General features: G+C 62.9%; 28 protein-coding genes and 1 tRNA gene. All 29 read right to left on the bottom strand.

Features of this window, described 5'->3' with window-relative positions; translation table 11 throughout:
* Positions 1-56: 56 nt before the first annotated feature.
* Positions 57-1097: a protein translocase subunit SecF gene (gene secF / locus G3A44_RS07980; protein WP_163456984.1), complete on the bottom strand. Its 1041-nt coding sequence runs from the start codon at positions 1095-1097 to the stop codon at positions 57-59.
* Positions 1098-1144: 47 nt separating this feature from the next.
* Positions 1145-3016, bottom strand: a complete 1872-nt coding sequence (secD, locus tag G3A44_RS07975) for a protein translocase subunit SecD (RefSeq protein WP_163456983.1) — start codon at positions 3014-3016, stop codon at positions 1145-1147.
* Between the two features lie 76 nt (positions 3017-3092).
* Positions 3093-3419, bottom strand: a complete 327-nt coding sequence (gene yajC / locus G3A44_RS07970; protein WP_163456982.1) for a preprotein translocase subunit YajC — start codon at positions 3417-3419, stop codon at positions 3093-3095.
* 307 nt (positions 3420-3726) lie between these two features.
* Positions 3727-3803: transfer RNA gene (locus G3A44_RS07965), tRNA-Met, on the bottom strand.
* Positions 3804-3870: 67 nt separating this feature from the next.
* Positions 3871-4266, bottom strand: coding sequence for a 50S ribosomal protein L17 (gene rplQ / locus G3A44_RS07960; protein WP_163456981.1), 396 nt, complete (start codon positions 4264-4266; stop codon positions 3871-3873).
* Between the two features lie 94 nt (positions 4267-4360).
* Positions 4361-5362, bottom strand: coding sequence for a DNA-directed RNA polymerase subunit alpha (locus G3A44_RS07955; protein WP_163456980.1), 1002 nt, complete (start codon positions 5360-5362; stop codon positions 4361-4363).
* Positions 5363-5503: 141 nt separating this feature from the next.
* Entirely contained in the window at positions 5504-6127 is a 624-nt protein-coding gene (gene rpsD / locus G3A44_RS07950) for a 30S ribosomal protein S4 (RefSeq protein ID WP_163456979.1), read from the bottom strand.
* Positions 6128-6326: 199 nt separating this feature from the next.
* Positions 6327-6731 carry a 30S ribosomal protein S11 gene (gene rpsK, locus G3A44_RS07945; protein WP_163456978.1) on the bottom strand — a complete coding sequence of 135 codons (405 nt, stop codon included), beginning with the start codon at positions 6729-6731 and terminating at the stop codon, positions 6327-6329.
* A 33-nt stretch (positions 6732-6764) separates the two neighbouring features.
* The gene (gene rpsM / locus G3A44_RS07940; protein WP_163456977.1) at positions 6765-7130 is read right to left on the bottom strand and encodes a 30S ribosomal protein S13; all 366 of its coding nucleotides are present in this window, start codon (positions 7128-7130) and stop codon (positions 6765-6767) included.
* Positions 7131-7165: 35 nt separating this feature from the next.
* Positions 7166-7279: a 50S ribosomal protein L36 gene (gene rpmJ, locus G3A44_RS07935; RefSeq protein ID WP_028997278.1), complete on the bottom strand. Its 114-nt coding sequence runs from the start codon at positions 7277-7279 to the stop codon at positions 7166-7168.
* A gap of 127 nt (positions 7280-7406) precedes the next feature.
* A complete protein-coding gene (gene secY / locus G3A44_RS07930; RefSeq protein ID WP_163456976.1) occupies positions 7407-8714 on the bottom strand; it encodes a preprotein translocase subunit SecY in 1308 nt (435 codons plus the stop codon).
* Positions 8715-8746: 32 nt separating this feature from the next.
* Complete coding sequence (gene rplO / locus G3A44_RS07925; RefSeq protein WP_163456975.1) at positions 8747-9178, bottom strand: 50S ribosomal protein L15; 432 nt, start codon at positions 9176-9178, stop codon at positions 8747-8749.
* Between the two features lie 26 nt (positions 9179-9204).
* Complete coding sequence (gene rpmD, locus G3A44_RS07920; protein ID WP_163456974.1) at positions 9205-9390, bottom strand: 50S ribosomal protein L30; 186 nt, start codon at positions 9388-9390, stop codon at positions 9205-9207.
* 19 nt (positions 9391-9409) lie between these two features.
* Positions 9410-9928 (bottom strand): 30S ribosomal protein S5, encoded by a 519-nt coding sequence (gene rpsE, locus G3A44_RS07915; RefSeq protein WP_163456973.1) that lies wholly within the window; start codon positions 9926-9928, stop codon positions 9410-9412.
* Positions 9929-9954: 26 nt separating this feature from the next.
* Positions 9955-10314 carry a 50S ribosomal protein L18 gene (gene rplR, locus G3A44_RS07910; protein WP_163456972.1) on the bottom strand — a complete coding sequence of 120 codons (360 nt, stop codon included), beginning with the start codon at positions 10312-10314 and terminating at the stop codon, positions 9955-9957.
* A gap of 11 nt (positions 10315-10325) precedes the next feature.
* Complete coding sequence (rplF, locus tag G3A44_RS07905) at positions 10326-10859, bottom strand: 50S ribosomal protein L6 (protein WP_163456971.1); 534 nt, start codon at positions 10857-10859, stop codon at positions 10326-10328.
* 18 nt (positions 10860-10877) lie between these two features.
* Positions 10878-11273: a 30S ribosomal protein S8 gene (rpsH, locus tag G3A44_RS07900; protein ID WP_163456970.1), complete on the bottom strand. Its 396-nt coding sequence runs from the start codon at positions 11271-11273 to the stop codon at positions 10878-10880.
* Positions 11274-11297: 24 nt separating this feature from the next.
* Entirely contained in the window at positions 11298-11603 is a 306-nt protein-coding gene (gene rpsN / locus G3A44_RS07895) for a 30S ribosomal protein S14 (protein WP_163456969.1), read from the bottom strand.
* Between the two features lie 8 nt (positions 11604-11611).
* The gene (rplE, locus tag G3A44_RS07890; protein WP_163456968.1) at positions 11612-12178 is read right to left on the bottom strand and encodes a 50S ribosomal protein L5; all 567 of its coding nucleotides are present in this window, start codon (positions 12176-12178) and stop codon (positions 11612-11614) included.
* 11 nt (positions 12179-12189) lie between these two features.
* A complete protein-coding gene (gene rplX / locus G3A44_RS07885; RefSeq protein ID WP_163456967.1) occupies positions 12190-12507 on the bottom strand; it encodes a 50S ribosomal protein L24 in 318 nt (105 codons plus the stop codon).
* A 29-nt stretch (positions 12508-12536) separates the two neighbouring features.
* Positions 12537-12905: a 50S ribosomal protein L14 gene (gene rplN, locus G3A44_RS07880; protein WP_163456966.1), complete on the bottom strand. Its 369-nt coding sequence runs from the start codon at positions 12903-12905 to the stop codon at positions 12537-12539.
* A gap of 222 nt (positions 12906-13127) precedes the next feature.
* Positions 13128-13643, bottom strand: coding sequence for a peroxiredoxin (locus G3A44_RS07875; RefSeq protein ID WP_163456965.1), 516 nt, complete (start codon positions 13641-13643; stop codon positions 13128-13130).
* Positions 13644-13789: 146 nt separating this feature from the next.
* A complete protein-coding gene (gene rpsQ, locus G3A44_RS07870) occupies positions 13790-14065 on the bottom strand; it encodes a 30S ribosomal protein S17 (RefSeq protein WP_163456964.1) in 276 nt (91 codons plus the stop codon).
* Positions 14065-14262 (bottom strand): 50S ribosomal protein L29, encoded by a 198-nt coding sequence (gene rpmC, locus G3A44_RS07865; protein ID WP_163456963.1) that lies wholly within the window; start codon positions 14260-14262, stop codon positions 14065-14067. Before rpmC ends, rpsQ begins: the two co-directional genes overlap by 1 nt.
* A gap of 14 nt (positions 14263-14276) precedes the next feature.
* The gene (gene rplP, locus G3A44_RS07860; protein ID WP_163456962.1) at positions 14277-14693 is read right to left on the bottom strand and encodes a 50S ribosomal protein L16; all 417 of its coding nucleotides are present in this window, start codon (positions 14691-14693) and stop codon (positions 14277-14279) included.
* Between the two features lie 2 nt (positions 14694-14695).
* Positions 14696-15520, bottom strand: coding sequence for a 30S ribosomal protein S3 (gene rpsC, locus G3A44_RS07855; protein ID WP_163456961.1), 825 nt, complete (start codon positions 15518-15520; stop codon positions 14696-14698).
* An 8-nt stretch (positions 15521-15528) separates the two neighbouring features.
* Complete coding sequence (gene rplV, locus G3A44_RS07850; protein WP_163456960.1) at positions 15529-15858, bottom strand: 50S ribosomal protein L22; 330 nt, start codon at positions 15856-15858, stop codon at positions 15529-15531.
* A 12-nt stretch (positions 15859-15870) separates the two neighbouring features.
* Positions 15871-16146, bottom strand: coding sequence for a 30S ribosomal protein S19 (rpsS, locus tag G3A44_RS07845; RefSeq protein ID WP_163456959.1), 276 nt, complete (start codon positions 16144-16146; stop codon positions 15871-15873).
* Positions 16147-16156: 10 nt separating this feature from the next.
* Positions 16157-16981, bottom strand: coding sequence for a 50S ribosomal protein L2 (gene rplB, locus G3A44_RS07840; RefSeq protein ID WP_163456958.1), 825 nt, complete (start codon positions 16979-16981; stop codon positions 16157-16159).
* Between the last annotated feature and the right edge of the window lie 3 nt (positions 16982-16984).

Here is a 16984-nt window from a genome sequence, read left to right as displayed (position 1 = left end):
GGCGAAGATTCCTGTTGGAGCGTCGGATTCAGCCGGGCCAGGGAAGGCGCTGCCGACTACACCACCGCGCCCGCGTTGGGATCGGACGGGTCGTCCTTGTCCCGGGTGGGCACACCCCCCTTGATCAGGTCCTCGCGGCGCACCCCCAGCCACATGGCGATCGCCGCAGCCACGAACACGGACGAGTAGATGCCAAACAGGATGCCGATGGTCAACGCCACAGCAAAGTAATGCAGGGTCGGACCGCCGAAAAGCAGCATGGACAGCACCATCATCTGCGTGGATCCGTGGGTGATGACCGTGCGGCTCATCGTCGAGGTGATGGCGTGGTCAATCACCTCCGTCGTGCTGAGCTTGCGGTATTTGCGGAAGGCCTCACGGATCCGGTCAAAGATCACCACCGACTCGTTGACCGAATAACCCAGCACGGCCAACACCGCCGCCAGCACCGACAGCGAGAACTCCCACTGAAAGAAGGCGAAAAACCCCAGGATGATGATCACATCGTGCAGGTTGGCGACGATGGCGGCCACCGCGAACTTCCATTCGAAGCGGATCGCCAAATACACCATGATGCCGATCACGACAAAGGCGAGGGCCTTGGCGCCGTCCAGCGCGAGTTCCTCGCCCACCGACGGACCGACAAACTCGGTGCGGGACAGGCGCAGCGGCTCCTGAGCCTCCTTCAGGCAGGCGGGTCGGGAAATGGATTCCCCTTGCGCGGTGGTCTCCTGCCGCACCTGCACCTGACCCTGCTCCGCAGTGCAGAGCTGGCCGAACACCTGCCCCGCCAACTCGGACTGCTTTTGGCCGGCCCGCACCGGCATGCGGATGAGCACGTCCCGCGAGGTGCCGAAGTTCTGCACCTGGACCTCGCCCAGGTTCATGGCCTCGACGGTCTGCCGGACCTTTTCCAGGTCAGCAGACTCGGCGTAGGCCACTTCGAGCACCGTGCCGCCGGTGAACTCGATGGAGAAATGCAGGCCACGGGTGACCAGGAAGAACACGGCCGCCACAAAGGTCAACGCCGAGATGGCGTTGAACACCAGGGCGTGGCGCATGAACGGAATGTCGCGACGGATGCGGAAAAATTCCATGAACCAACTCTAGATGGGTTGAAGCTGCGGACGTGCCCCGACAGGACTCACGGCGCAGGCGTGTCGACAGGGCGCCAGACCTGCCCGATGGACACCGACTTGAGCTTGCGACGCTGGCCATACCAGAGGTTGACGAGACCGCGCGAGAACATCACCGCCGAGAACATGGAGGTGAGGATGCCCAGGCAATGCACCACCGCAAAACCCTTGATGGGACCAGACCCGAAAGCCAGCAAGGCCACGCCCGCGATCAGCGTGGTGATGTTGGAGTCGAGAATCGTGGCCCAGGCGCGCTCATAGCCGGCATGGATGGCCGCCTGCGGGCTGGCCCCTACGCGCAGCTCCTCGCGCACCCGTTCATTGATCAGCACATTGGCGTCAATTGCCATGCCCAGGGCCAGCGCGATGGCCGCGATGCCGGGCAGCGACAGGGTGGCCTGCAGCATAGACAGCACCGCCACCAACAGCAGCAGGTTGAAGCCCAGGGCCAGCGTGGAGAAAAGGCCGAACAAGGCGTAGTAGACGCACATGAACACCGCGATGGCGGCAAAGCCCCAGATCACGCTGTTGAAGCCTTTGGCGATGTTCTCCGCACCCAGGCTCGGACCGATGGTGCGCTCCTCGATGATCTCCATCGGCGCGGCCAGTGAGCCGGCACGCAGCAGCAGCGCCTGGTCGTTCGCCTCCTGGGTGGTCATCCGCCCGGAGATCTGCACCCGGCCGCCACCGATCTCGGCTCGGATCACCGGCGCAGTGACCACCTCACCCTTGCCCTTCTCAAAAAGCAGGATGGCCATGCGCTTGTTGATGTTCTCGCGGGTCACGTCGCGGAAGATCCGCGCCCCCTTGGCGTCCAGCGTCAAATGAACCGCCGGCTGCTGGTGGTCGTCAAAACCTGCCTGGGCATCGGTGAGGTTCTCACCCGTGAGCACCACCTGGCGCTTGACGATCAGCGGTCCACCCCCGCGCTCCACATAGCGCTCCGTGCCAAACGGCACCGGTGCCCCGCCCACCGCTGCCGCAGCAGCTTCGGCGGAATCATCCACCAAGCGGATCTCCAACGTCGCGGTACGGCCAATGATGTCCTTGGCCTTGGCCGTGTCCTGCACCCCTGGCAGTTGCACCACCACACGGTCCAGGCCCTGCTGCTGAATCACCGGCTCAGCGACGCCGAGCTCATTGACGCGGTTATGCAGCGTGGTGATGTTCTGCTTGAGCGCGGCCTCTTGCACGCGCACGGCCGCCTGAGGCGAGAGGGCGCCCACCAGCGACGGGTCGCCTTGGCCATTCGTACCGGGGGTCCAGACCATGTCCGGCTGCACGTCACGCAGCAAGGTGAGCGCCTGCTCACGCACCGCCACCTCCCGGAAGGCAATCTGCACCTGCTCACCATCGCGCTGGATGCCGGCATGGCGGATGTTCTTGTCGCGAAGCGTCGCGCGCACATCACCGGCCACGCTCTCAGCCCGCTTGGTGAGCGCGGACTTCATGTCCACCTGCATCAGAAAGTGCACCCCACCCCGCAGGTCGAGTCCCAGAAACATCGGTTGGGCATGCAACGCCGCCAGCCAGGCTGGAGAGCGCGGCACCAGGTTGAGCGCCACGATGTAGGCCGGATCGGCCGCATCAGGGTTGATCGCCTTGGCGATCGCATCCTTGGCCTTGATCTGGGTGTCGGTGTCCGCAAAACGGGCGCGCACCGACTGCCCATCGAGTTGCACGTAGACCGCTTCAATGCCCTGGGCCGCCAACGCCGCCTCGACGCGGTCGCGCAACCCAGCATCCACTTTTACAGTCACCTTGCCACTGGACACCTGCACCGCAGGCGCCTCACCAAACAGATTGGGCAGGGAATAGACCAGGCCCACCACCAGACTGCACAACAGCAGCAGGTATTTCCAGAGCGGATATCGATTCATGAAGCCACCCACCGCGCCAGCGGCTGGACCTTCGCAGGACGAAACGTGAAAAAGGGGCTCGCAAGCCCCATCGGATTTACTTCAGCGTGCCCTTTGGCAACACCTGGACCACCGAGGCGCGTTGCACCTGGATCTCTACGTCCTTGGCCACCTCGACGTGCAGCACGGACTCGGACACCTTGGCGATACGGCCCAGCAGGCCGCCCGCCACCACCACCTCATCTCCCTTGGCCAGGGCATCCACCATGGCCTTGTGCTCCTTCTGCCGCTTCATCTGGGGCCGGATCATGATGAAGTAGAGCACCACGAACATCAGCACCAGCGGCAGCAGGCTACCGAGGGTCCCCATGGGGCCCGCGGCTGCGGCGTCCGCGGACTGGGCATAGGCATTGGAAATGAACACTGAATCACCTCTAGACAATCGCGCCCACGCCGGGCGCATACGGAGACGGGAAGCTGTGAGCCCGCACACCGGGGCGCCATTCTAGGAGCCCAGCCGCCACATCGGCACAACCCGGCGAGGCGCCGGCCCCAGCGGGGTCAATATGCGGATGCGAAGCGGACCGCCGCCGCGCCACATTCACAGCGCCGGCAGGCGCTGAGGACCTGTCCGTGAACGCAGCAGATGCGGCTATCCGAGGCCCGCGTTCGCGCGGTACGCACCGTAGGGACGAAAAAAAACCGCGCGGCGCGCGGTTTTTTTAGATCCTTGGTTGCGGGGGCAGGATTTGAACCTGCGACCTTTGGGTTATGAGCCCAACGAGCTACCAGACTGCTCCACCCCGCGACAGAAGAATTCTATTATGTGTCGATTTAGAGGCTTCGTCAAGCACCTGTCGACACATTTTTCAAAATTATTCGGCAGCAGCCTCAGCGGGGGCCTCAACAGCCTCCGCGCGGTCCACCAGCTCGACAAAAGCCATGGGCGCGTTGTCGCCAACACGGAAACCCATCTTCAGGATGCGGGTGTAGCCGCCCGGACGCTCGGCATAGCGCTTGCCAAGCTCATTGAAGAGCTTGGTGACCACATCGCGGTCACGCAGGCGGGCAAAAGCCAGACGACGGTTGGCCACGGAATCCACCTTGGCCAGGGTGATGAGGGGCTCGACGACGCGACGCAGTTCCTTGGCCTTGGGCACGGTGGTCTTGATGGCCTCGTGCTGCAGCAGGGACACGGACATGTTGCGCAGCATGGCGGCGCGGTGCTCAGAGGTGCGGTTCAGCTTACGCAGACCGTGACGATGACGCATGGTGCTTTCCTTTCTTTCCTTGTTTCATACCGCCAGCCGTATCAGGTACTGGCGGTTGCACCGGAGGCGGGTCACCCCGCGCTCCAGGACAAGCTCAGCGCTTGTCCAGGCCTTGAGGCGGCCAGTTCTCCAGCCGCGCACCCAGCGTCAGACCGCGGGAAGCAAGCACTTCCTTGATCTCGTTGAGCGACTTGCGGCCCAGGTTCGGCGTCTTCAGCAGCTCGGTCTCGGTGCGCTGAATCAGATCGCCGATGTAATAGATGTTCTCAGCCTTCAGGCAGTTGGCGGAGCGCACGGTCAGCTCGAGCTCGTCCACCGGACGCAGCAGGATCGGATCAAAGACCGCACCGCTGGCGCCCTTGCCACCGCTGCTGCCAGAGGTGATGTCGATGATTTCGCCGGCATCGAGCTGCGCGAAGACAGCCAGCTGCTCCACCAGGATCTTGGCGGAGGCGCGAATGGCCTCCTCCGGAGAGATCGCACCGTTGGTCTCGATCTCCATCACCAGCTTGTCCAGATCGGTACGCTGCTCCACGCGAGCATTTTCTACCGCATAGCTCACGCGCTTGACCGGGGAAAAGGAGGCGTCCAGCACGATGCGGCCGATGGCTTTGGTGGGCTCATCGCCGTAGCGCCGCATATTGCCAGGCACATAACCACGACCCTTTTCGACCTTGATCTGCATGTCGAGCTTGCCACCCTGGGCCAGGTGGGCAATCACATGCTCGGGATTGACAATCTCGACGTCATGAGGCGTCTGGATGTCAGCCGCCGTGACCGCGCCTTCGCCTTCCTTGCGCAGCACGAGGGTCACCTCGTCGCGGTTGTGGAGACGGAACACCACGCCCTTGAGATTGAGCATGATGTGAACCACATCTTCCGCCACCCCATCCACGGTGGAGTACTCGTGCAGCACACCCGCGATCGTCACTTCCGTCGGGGCATAGCCCACCATCGACGACAGGAGGACCCGGCGCAGCGCGTTGCCCAGCGTATGGCCGTAGCCACGCTCGAACGGCTCCAGCGTCACCTTGGCGCGATGCCCGCCCAGGGGCTCGGCCACGATTGCCTTGGGTTTCAGCAGATTGGTTTGCATGTAAGTCCTGTTCCTCTCAATACCCTCGGCTCGTTACACCGATAAGGCTGACGGACCACGCCGGAAAGCGAAAACCCGCTGCGGAACCGGCATGCCGCAGCGGGAGAATCTGAAAGGGATGCCCAGAGGGCCCCCTCGTCATCAACGCGAGTACAGTTCGACGATCAGCGACTCGTTGATCTCGGCACCGAATTCATCGCGGTCCGGAGCCTTCTTGAAGACGCCTTCAAGCTTGCTCGCGTCGACCTGCACCCAGGCCGGCAGACCGATGGATTCGGCCAGCTTCAGCGCTTCAGCGATACGGGTCTGCTTCTTGGCCTTCTCACGCACAGCCACCACGTCACCCGCCTTCACCTGGAAGGAAGGGATGTTCACCACTTGACCGTTCACGGTCAGGGCCTTGTGCGACACGAGCTGACGTGCTTCAGCGCGGGTGGAGCCGAAGCCCATGCGGTAGACCACGTTGTCCAGACGCGATTCGAGGATCGTCAGCAGGTTGGCGCCAGTGCTGCCCTTGCGACGGTCGGCCTCAGCAAAGTAGCGGCGGAACTGACGCTCCAGCACGCCATACATGCGCTTGACCTTCTGCTTTTCGCGCAACTGCAGACCGAAGTCAGAGGTGCGTGCACCGGAAGTACGGCCATGCTGGCCCGGCTTGGTGTCGAACTTGGCCTTGTCCGAGATGGCGCGACGGGCGCTCTTCAGGAACAGGTCGGTGCCTTCGCGGCGGGACAGTTTGGCCTTGGGGCCCAGGTAACGTGCCACGTTCTTTCCTCAGGTTGGACTGTGGCGGCACGCCCCGGACATGCCTCGCTTGGGCACTCCGAAACCCGCCACAGGTTGGCGTCCGCACACGCGGCGACCAACGGTGGGCTTGTGTGATGAAACAAGCCGGCAACACGCGTGCGCGTTGCCGGCAGCAGAACTCTCGATTATACGAACACCTTACGGTGTTCGCACAACATCAGATGCGACGACGCTTTTGCGGACGGCAGCCGTTGTGCGGCACCGGCGTCACATCAGAGATCGAGGTGATGCGGATGCCCAGCGAAGCCAGGGCGCGCACCGACGATTCACGACCAGGGCCGGGGCCCTTGATCCGGACGTCCAGGTTCTTGATGCCCTGCTCTTGGGCGGCACGACCCGCCACTTCAGCAGCCACCTGGGCAGCGAAAGGCGTGGACTTGCGGGAACCCTTGAAGCCCTGGCCACCCGAAGAGGCCCAGGACAGAGCGCCACCTTGACGATCGGTGATCGTGATGATGGTGTTGTTGAAGGACGCGTGAACGTGCGCGATGCCATCGGCAACGTTCTTGCGGACCTTCTTGCTGACGCGACGTGCAGCGGAGTTGGCAGGTGCTTTGGCCATTTTTGAGACTCTAAGACAGTTGCAGACCGCTGCTTACTTCTTCAGCGCCGCGGCGCCCTTGCGCGGACCCTTGCGGGTGCGGGCATTGGTGCGGGTGCGCTGGCCGCGCATCGGCAGGCCACGACGATGGCGGAAGCCGCGGTAGCAGCCCAGGTCCATCAGACGCTTGATGTTGATGGACTGCTCGCGGCGCAGATCGCCTTCGATGGTGAGCTTGCCCACTTCTTCCCGGATCTTTTCCAGATCCGAGTCGGTCAGGTCCTTGACCTTCTTGGAGCAAGGGATGCCCACGGCGTCACAGATCTTCTGTGCGGTGGTGCGGCCAATGCCGTAGATGTAGGTCAGACCGATCTCCGCGTGCTTGTGCGGCGGAATGTTGATACCAGCAATACGTGCCATGTTGCTTCCTCGGATGCGCTGTCAGTACAGGCCGATCAGCCTTGCCGTTGCTTGTGACGCGGGTCGGTGCAAATCACCCGCACGACGCCGTTGCGGCGGATGATCTTGCAATTGCGGCACATCTTCTTCACAGATGCTGCGACTTTCATGATCTTCTCCTAGACCTCTTCTATCACCGGTCTCCCGGAAGAGGCCGGACCGCACCCGCCGACCAGGCAACGGATGCATCACTGTTTCAAACTCTTGAGGACGACGCCCGGAGGCAGCGGCCCACGCTCAACCCTTGAAGTTCGCCTTCTTCAGCAGCGACTCGTACTGCTGGCTCATCACGTAGGACTGGACCTGGGCCCAGAAGTCCATGGTGACCACCACGATGATCAAGAGCGACGTCCCACCGAAATAGAACGGAACGTTGTACTTGAGCACCAGGAACTCGGGAAGCAGACACACCAAGGTGATGTAGACCGCGCCCGCCAGCGTCAGCCGCGCCAGGATCTTGTCGATGTGACGGGCCGTGTTCTCCCCCGGACGGATGCCAGGAATGAACGCCCCGCTCTTCTTCAGGTTCTCAGCCGTTTCCCGGCTGTTGAACACCAGGGCGGTGTAGAAGAAGCAGAAGAACACGATCATCGCGGCGTACAGCATCACGTAGATCGGTTGCCCAGGCGACAAGGCCGACGAGATGTCCTTCAGCCAGCGCATGCCTTCACCGGTGGCAAACCAGCCCACGACCGTTGCCGGCAACAGGATGATCGACGACGCAAAGATCGGTGGAATCACGCCCGACATGTTGAGCTTCAGAGGCAGGTGGGACGACTGCCCACCGTACACCCGGTTGCCCACCTGACGCTTGGCGTAGTTCACCAAGATCTTGCGCTGGCCCCGCTCCACAAAGACCACCGCATAAGTCACACCCACCACCAGAGCGATGATGAACAGACAGGCGATGATGCTCATGGCGCCGGTGCGCACCAGCTCGAACAGACCACCGATGGCCGTCGGCAAACCAGCCGCGATACCACTGAAGATCAGGATCGAGATCCCGTTGCCCAAACCACGTTCAGTGATCTGCTCGCCGAGCCACATCAGGAACATCGTACCTGCCACCAAGCTGACCACCGCCGTCAGGCGAAAGCCAAGCCCGGGACTGAGCACGAGACCGGCCGAACTCTCCAGTGCCAAGGCAATGCCCAGCGACTGGAAGATGGCCAACGCGAGTGTTCCGTAACGGGTGTACTGGGTGATCTTGCGACGCCCGGACTCACCCTCCTTCTTCAACGCTTCCAGGCTCGGCACCACGTAGCTCATCAGCTGCATGATGATCGACGCCGAGATGTATGGCGTGATGCCCAGCGCGAAGACCGCGAAGCGCGACATGGCGCCACCCGAGAACATGTTGAACAGGTTCAGGATGCCGCCCTGCTGGCTCTCGAACAGAGACTGCAGCTGCTGCGGATTGATCCCGGGGACCGGGATGTGGGCACCAATACGGTAGACCACCAGCGCAAGCAGCAGGAAGACCAGCCGCCTCTGAAGGTCGCCGAACTTGCCCGACTTGGCGAGTTGAGAAGGAGTGCTTGCCACGAGAGAACGTGTTCTTCGTTGGGTCGTCAGACTCAGGCCAGCGAGCCGCCGGCCGCCTCGATGGCAGCCTTGGCACCGGCCGTGGCGCCGATGCCCTTGAGCACCACTGCCTTGGTCAGTTCACCGGACTTGATCACCTTCACCGACTTGGCCAGCTGCTTGACCAGGCCAGCGGCCTTCAGCAGGGACACGTCGATTTCGGCGGCTTCCAGCAGCTGGAGCTCAGCCAGAGTCACCTCGGCCGCAAACTTCAGTTGAGCGGACTTGAAGCCACGCTTGGGCAGGCGACGCTGCAGCGGCATCTGACCGCCTTCGAAGCCCACCTTGTGGTAGCCACCCGCACGCGACTTCTGACCCTTGTGGCCACGGCCGCAGGTCTTGCCCAGACCCGAACCGATGCCACGGCCCACGCGACGCTTGGCGTGCTTGGAACCGTCGGCCGGCTTGATGGAATTGAGTTGCATGTTTCGATTCCTCGTCGATGCGGCGCTCAGAGCACCTGCACCAGGTAGGCGATCTTGTTGATCATGCCGCGGACAGCCGGAGTGTCCTCCAGCACGCTCTGGCTGTTGAGCTTGCGCAGGCCCAGGCCACGCACGGTGGCGCGGTGGGAATCCTTGCAGCCGATCGGGCTCCGAACCAGCTTGACCGTCAAGGTCTTCTTGGCATCAGTCATCGTGTCTCTCCCGTGCGGCTCAGCTGAACAGCTCTTCCACCGACTTGCCGCGCTTGGCAGCGATCTCGGCGGGGGTCGAGCAGTGCTTCAGGGCGTCCAGCGTGGCGCGGACCATGTTGTAGGCATTGGTGGAACCATGGCTCTTAGCCACGATGTCCGTGATGCCCATCACCTCGAAGACGGCGCGCATCGGGCCGCCGGCGATGATGCCAGTACCCGCGGGGGCCGGCATCATCAGCACGCGGGCAGCACCGTGCTCACCCACCACGCGGTGGTGGATGGTGCCGTTCTTCAGGCTGACCTTGAACATGTTGCGGCGTGCGGAGTCCATGGCCTTCTGCACCGAAACCGGCACTTCCTTGGCCTTGCCCTTACCCATGCCGATGCGACCATCGCCATCGCCGACCACCGTCAGAGCCGCGAAGCTCAGGGTGCGACCGCCCTTCACCACCTTGGTGACGCGGTTCACGGCAATCATCTTTTCCTTCAGGCCGTCGTCATTGCCCTCGGCCTGGGCGCGCGCTTGAAGCTTTGCCATTTCTGTAGTCCTTTAAAGCGCAGCCATCAGAACTGCAGACCCGCTTCGCGGGCTGCGTCTGCCAGAGCCTTGACACGGCCGTGATAGGCAAAGCCAGCACGGTCGAAAGCCACCTTCTCGACACCAGCAGCCTTGGCCTTCTCGGCGATGCGCTTGCCCACCACCACGGCAGCGGCGGCATTGCCGCCCTTGCCGGACAGGGTTTCGCGCACTTCCTTCTCGGCCGTAGATGCCGTTGCCAGCACCTTGGCGCCACAGCCAGAAATCACGCTGGCGTAGATGTGCAGGTTGGAACGGAAGACGGTCAGACGGGCGACGCCTTGCTTGGCGATGCGCTCGCGCGTCTGACGCGAACGACGCAGACGCTGTTCTTTCTTGTTCAGCATGTTGTCGCCCCTTACTTCTTCTTGGTTTCCTTGAGGACCACACGCTCATCGGCGTAGCGGATCCCCTTGCCCTTGTACGGCTCGGGCGGACGGAAGGCGCGGATCTCCGCAGCCACCTGGCCCACCACCTGCCGATCAGCGCCCTTGACCAGGATCTCGGTCTGGGTAGGCGTCGTCACGGTGATGCCGGCGGGCATTTCCTTGACCACAGGGTGAGAGAAACCGATCTGCAGGTTGAGCTTCTGACCTTGAGCCTGGGCACGGAAACCCACGCCCACCAGGTTCAGCTTGCGCTCGAAGCCCTTGCTCACACCATTGACCATGTTGGCCAGCAGCGCGCGCATGGTGCCGCTCATGGCATCAGCCTCAGCGGTTTCGTTGACCGGGGCCACCTGCACCTTGCCGCCGTCGACCTGAACGGTCACCAGCGGGTTGATCACACGGCTCAGGGAGCCATTGGCACCCTTGACAGTGATCTGGTCATCCACGATCTTCACATCCACGCCTTGCGGGACGGAGACCGGCAATTTTCCAACGCGGGACATTGACTCGACTCCTTCCGCTTACGCGACGTAGCACAGGACTTCGCCGCCGACACCGGCAGCGCGGGCCTTGCGGTCGGTCATCACGCCCTTGGGCGTGGTGACGATGGCCACGCCCAGGCCATTCATGACCTGAGGAATGGCGCCGCAGCCACGGTAGATGCGCAGGCCGGGGCGGCTCACGCGCTCGATGCGCTCGATCACCGGACGACCCGCGTAATACTTCAGGGAGATCTCGAGCTCAGCCTTGCCACCCTCGTTCTTCACGGCGAAAGCGTCGATATAGCCTTCGTCCTTCAGAACTTGCGCAATCGCCAGCTTCAGCTTCGAGGAAGGAACCGACACGGTCGCCTTCTCAACAGCCTGGGCATTGCGGATGCGGGTCAGCATGTCGGCGATGGGATCACTCATGCTCATAGCGTCTTCTCCAATTCGCCTTGATTACCAGCTGGCCTTGATCACGCCAGGGATGTCACCCTTGAAGGCGAGGTCACGGATCTTGCCGCGAGCCAGGCCGAAGGTGCGGAAGGTGCCACGGGGGCGACCGGTCAGTTCGCAACGGTTGCGCAGACGGGTCGGGTTGGCATTGCGGGGCAGCTGCTGCAGCTCCAGACGGGCCGCATAGCGCTCTTCATCAGACTTCTTGGCGTTGTCGATGATCGCCTTCAGCTCCGCGTACTTCTTGGCGTACTTGGCAACCAGCTTTTCGCGCTTTTCTTCGCGTTGCTTCAGAGAAACTTTTGCCACGGCTCACCTCAGTTCTTGAACGGGAAGCGGAAGGCCGCCAGCAGGGCCTTGCACTCTTCGTCGGTCTTGGCGCTGGTCGTGAAGGAAATGTTCATGCCACGGATCGCGTCGATCTTGTCGTACTCGATTTCCGGGAAGATGATCTGTTCCTTGACGCCGATGTTGTAGTTGCCACGACCATCGAACGAACGGCCGGAGATACCGCGGAAGTCACGCACACGCGGCAGGGCCACGGTCACGAAACGGTCCAGGAATTCAAACATGCGGGCGCCGCGCAGGGTCACCATGCAGCCGATGGGCACGTTCTCGCGGATCTTGAAACCCGCGATGGCCTTGCGGCTCTTGGTGACCACGGGCTTTTGACCGGCGATCTTGGTCAGGTCGCCCACAGCGTGGTCCATGACCTTCTTGTCTGCCACGGCTTCGCTCACACCCATGTTCAGGGTGATCTTCACCAGACGAGGCACTTCCATCACCGACTTGTAGCCAAACTTGGCCATCATGTCGGGAACCACCTTTTCCTGGTAGTAAGCCTGCAGACGCGCCGTGACGGCAGCCTTTTGCACTTCAGTCATCGATGCACCCCTCAGGCCTTGATCTCTTCACCGGTGGACTTGAAGACGCGGACCTTCTTGCCGTCGGCCTGCACCTTCACACCCACGCGATCCGCCTTGCCCGTGGCGCCATTCCAGATGGCGATATTGGACTGGTGGATCGGCATGGTCTTGTCGACCACACCACCCGTGGTGCCCTTGAGGGGGTTCGGCTTGACGTGCTTCTTGACCACGTTCACGCCATCAACGACCACATGGTCGGCGTCGATACGAGCCGACACCGTGCCACGCTTGCCTTTGTCGCGACCGGCAAGCACCACGACCTGATCGCCCTTGCGAATCTTGTTCATCGCGTTTCCTTTAGCTTCTGCGCGCCAGGTCAGAGCACTTCCGGCGCCAGCGACACGATCTTCATGAAACGCTCGGAACGCAGTTCACGCGTCACCGGGCCGAAGATACGAGTGCCGATGGGCTCGAGCTTGCTGTTGAGCAGCACAGCCGCATTGCCATCAAACTTGACCAGCGAGCCATCCTGCCGACGCACGCCCTTGGCAGTGCGCACGACAACCGCGCTGTAGACCTCGCCTTTTTTGACGCGGCCACGCGGCGCAGCTTCTTTGATGCTGACCTTGATGATGTCGCCGATGCCGGCGTAACGACGCTTGGAACCGCCGAGCACCTTGATGCACATGACGGACTTCGCGCCGGTGTTGTCCGCGACGTCAAGCCGCGATTGCATTTGGATCATGTCAATTCCCCAACTTGCTCCCTCTGACCCCACCCCACGGCAGGCATCAGCGGTCAGTCTTGGGCCCGCCAGTCGCTTGCTTGCGCACACGACTGCTTGGGCAGAAACCGAACGCCAGTCGAGGCGCAGGCATCGGACCTTGCGGACCCCGAAAGCCATCCTCGACCGGCTAATCCGGCGAAGCTTGCCAGTATCACCCGCCGCAGTGCGGCGTGTCAAGTGTCAGGCCTTCAAAGCCTTCACCCGCTCCAGCACCGAAGCCGCCGTGGACACGCCCAGTTGCCCTGCAGGCTCCACCGCCAGGTCGAGCAGGACCCCATCTTGGACGATGGCCGCAAAGCGCTGACACCGCAGCCCCAGACCCCGTGCGGCCAAGTCAAGGGTCAGGCCGGCCGCACGCGCGAAGTCGGCAGAGCCGTCAGCGAGCATTCGCACCGCACCGGCTACCCTCTGCTCACGACCCCAGGCCCCCATGACGAAGGCATCATTGACGGCCACACACCACACCTCGTCTACACCCGCGGCGCGCAGCGCCGAGGCCAGCTCGACATAACCGGGCAGGTGCTTGGCCGAACACGTCGGCGTGAAAGCCCCCGGAACGCCCACGATCACGACCCGCTTGCCCGCCGCAGCCTCGACCAGGCCCACGGCCTGCGGCCCGACCGGGCAGCCTTCACCGCCTTCGTCGATGAACTCGGTCAGCACCACTTCGGGGAGACGATCACCCACCTGCCACATTGGAAAGTTCCTTGATGAAAGGCCACGACCCCGCCCGGGGGGGCCGCTGGCCGGAATGAAAAAAGCCGGGCGCCAGTGTCTGGCGTCCGGCTTCTTGCCGTGAGGAGTACGCGGTAAGCCCCTCCGCGGGAGGGGGGTTCCGGGGATCAGACCAGGCGGGCCTTCTCGACCAGACGGGTGACCACCCAGTTCTTGGTCTTGGACAGCGGACGGCTCTCGGCGATCTCGACGGTGTCACCCATCTTGAATTCACCGTTCTCGTCGTGCGCGTGGTACTTGCGGGACTGCGCCACGAACTTGCCGTACAGAGCGTGCTTGACGCGGTTTTCGACCAGCACAGTCACCGTCTTGGCGCGTTTGTCGCTGACAACGCGGCCAATCAGGGTGCGACGGTTCTTCGCGGGTTGTTGAGCGTCGGTCATCACGCAGCTCCCTTCTTCTTCTCGGCCAGGATGGTCTTGACGCGAGCGATGTCACGGCGGGTCTTGCCCAGCTGCGACGAATCGGCCAGTTGCTGGGTGCCCTTTTGCATGCGCAGCTTGAAGTGGGCCTTCAGGAGGTCGGTGACTTCCTTTTCGAGGGCCGCCACATCCTTGGCGCGCAGTTCAGATGCTTTCATGGTGTGTCCTTCCTTCAGGCGCCGATCTGGCGAGCCACGAAGGTGCAACGCAGGGGCAGCTTGGCAGCGGCCAGCGTGAACGCCTCACGGGCCAGGGCTTCCGGCACGCCATTGATCTCGTAGAGCACCTTGCCCGGCTGGATCTCAGCCACGTAGTACTCGGGGTTGCCCTTACCGTTACCCATACGGACTTCAGCAGGCTTCTGGGAGATCGGCTTGTCCGGGAAGATGCGGATGAAGATCCGGCCGCCACGCTTGATGTGACGCGAGATCGCACGACGTGCGGCCTCGATCTGGCGGGCGGTCAGACGACCGCGCTCGGTCGCCTTCAGACCGAACTCACCAAACGACACCTGAGCGCCGCGGGTGGCCACGCCAGTGTTGCGGCCCTTCTGTTCCTTGCGGAACTTGCGACGATTGGGTTGCAACATGCTTATTCTCCTTTGCCTTCAGCCGGCACGGCCTTGCGCACGCGGGGCGCGGCACCAGGAGCGGCAGGCTTGTCGCCACGCGGAGCGCCACGCTCACCGGCCGGACGGCCACGGCCAGCGGGAGCACCAGGACGCGGACCGCGACGGTTGCGGCGGTCGTCTTCCTGACCCTCGGACTTGATCACCGGCGCCTCGCCATTGGCCAGGCGGTCACCACGGTAGACCCACACCTTCACGCCGATCACGCCGTAGGTCGTCTTGGCTTCAGAGAAGCCATAGTCGATGTCGGCCTTCAGGGTGTGAAGGGGCACGCGGCCTTCGCGATACCACTCGGTACGGGCGATTTCGATGCCGTTCAGACGACCGGCGGACATGATCTTGATGCCCTGAGCGCCCAGACGCATCGCGTTCTGCATCGCACGCTTCATGGCGCGGCGGAACATGATGCGCTTTTCCAGCTGCTGGGTGATCGAGTCGGCGATCAGCTGAGCATCGACCTCAGGCTTGCGCACTTCTTCGATGTTCACGGCCACCGGCACGCCCAGACGCTTGGTCAGTTCGGCCTTCAGGTTCTCGATGTCCTCGCCCTTCTTGCCGATCACCACGCCCGGACGAGCGGAGTAGATCGTGATGCGGGCGTTCTTGGCGGGGCGCTCGATCAGGATGCGGGAAACCGCAGCATTCTTGAGCTTGGCCTTGAGGTACTCGCGAACATCCAGGTCTTCAGCCAGCATGCCGGCGAAGTTGCGGTTGTTCGCGTACCAGCGCGACGACCAGGCGCGGGTGACAGGCAGACGGAAGCCGGTCGGATGGATTTTCTGTCCCATGGTCTTCCTCAGTTCCCCACGGTCAGGTAGATGTGGCAGGTCGGCTTGCTGATGCGGTTGCCGCGGCCCTTGGCGCGGGCGGCGAAACGCTTCAGGGTGGTGCCTTGCTCCACGTAGATCGACGTGACCTTCAGTTCGTCGATGTCGGCGCCGTCGTTGTGCTCGGCATTGGCGATGGCGCTGTCCAGCGCCTTCAGCACGATGCCGGCTGCCTTCTTCTGCGTGAATTGCAGAATGTTGCGGGCCTGGTCCACCTTCTTGCCGCGGATCAGGTCCGCCACCAGGCGGCCCTTGTCAACCGACAGGCGCACGCCGCGAACGATTGCTTTCGTTTCCATCGTCGTGCTTCCTTACTTCTTGGCCTTCTTGTCCGCGGGGTGGCCCTTGAACGTCCGGGTCAGCGCGAACTCGCCCAGCTTGTGACCGACCATCTGGTCGGTCACATACACGGGCACATGCTGCTTGCCGTTGTGCACGGCAATCGTCAGACCGATGAAGTCCGGGAGGATCGTCGAACGACGGGACCAGGTCTTGATCGGCTTCTTGTCCTTCGTGGCGACGGCCTTTTCAGCCTTGGCCAGAAGGTGATGGTCCACGAAGGGACCCTTCTTGAGTGAACGTGCCATGGTCCAACCCTTACTTCTTGCGACGCGAGACGATGAAGGTCTGCGTGCGCTTGTTGCTGCGAGTGCGGTAACCCTTGGTCGGGGTGTTCCACGGCGACACCGGAACCTGGGCCTCGCCCGTCCGGCCTTCACCACCACCGTGCGGGTGGTCGATCGGGTTCATGGCGGTACCACGCACGGTCGGACGGATGCCCTTCCAGCGGATCGCACCGGCCTTGCCGTACTGACGCAGGTTGTGTTCTTCGTTCGACACCTCGCCGATGGTGGCGCGGCATTCGATGTGGATCTTGCGCACTTCACCCGAGCGCAGGCGAACCTGAGCGTAGGTGCCTTCGCGAGCCATCAGCGTCACGGAGGTGCCCGCCGAACGGCAGATCTGGGCGCCCTTGCCCGGCAGCAGTTCCACGCAGTGGATGGTGGAACCCACGGGGATGTTGCGGATGGGCAGGGTGTTACCAGCCTTGATGGGGGCCTCGGAGCCGCTCACCACGGTGGCGCCGACTTCCAGACCGCGCGGGGCGATGATGTAACGGCGCTCGCCATCGGCGTAGCAGACCAGGGCAATGTGGGCGGTGCGGTTCGGGTCGTACTCGATACGCTCGACCTTGGCCGGGATACCGTCCTTGTTGCGCTTGAAGTCAACGACGCGGTAGTGGTGCTTGTGGCCACCACCCTTGTGACGCATCGTGATGTGGCCGTTGTTGTTGCGGCCAGACTTCTGCTTCTGCGGCTCGAGCAGCGACGCTTCCGGAGCACCCTTGTGCAGGTGCGGATGCACCACCTTGGTGACGGCGCGACGACCCGGCGACGTGGGCTTGACTTTGACGACTGGCATGAC

The organism is Ideonella livida (assembly GCF_010499455.1).
Taxonomy (GTDB): Bacteria; Pseudomonadota; Gammaproteobacteria; order Burkholderiales; family Burkholderiaceae_C; genus Ideonella; species Ideonella livida.
Note: the sequence above shows the minus strand (reverse complement) of the source record. Positions and strands in the feature narration are given on the sequence as shown.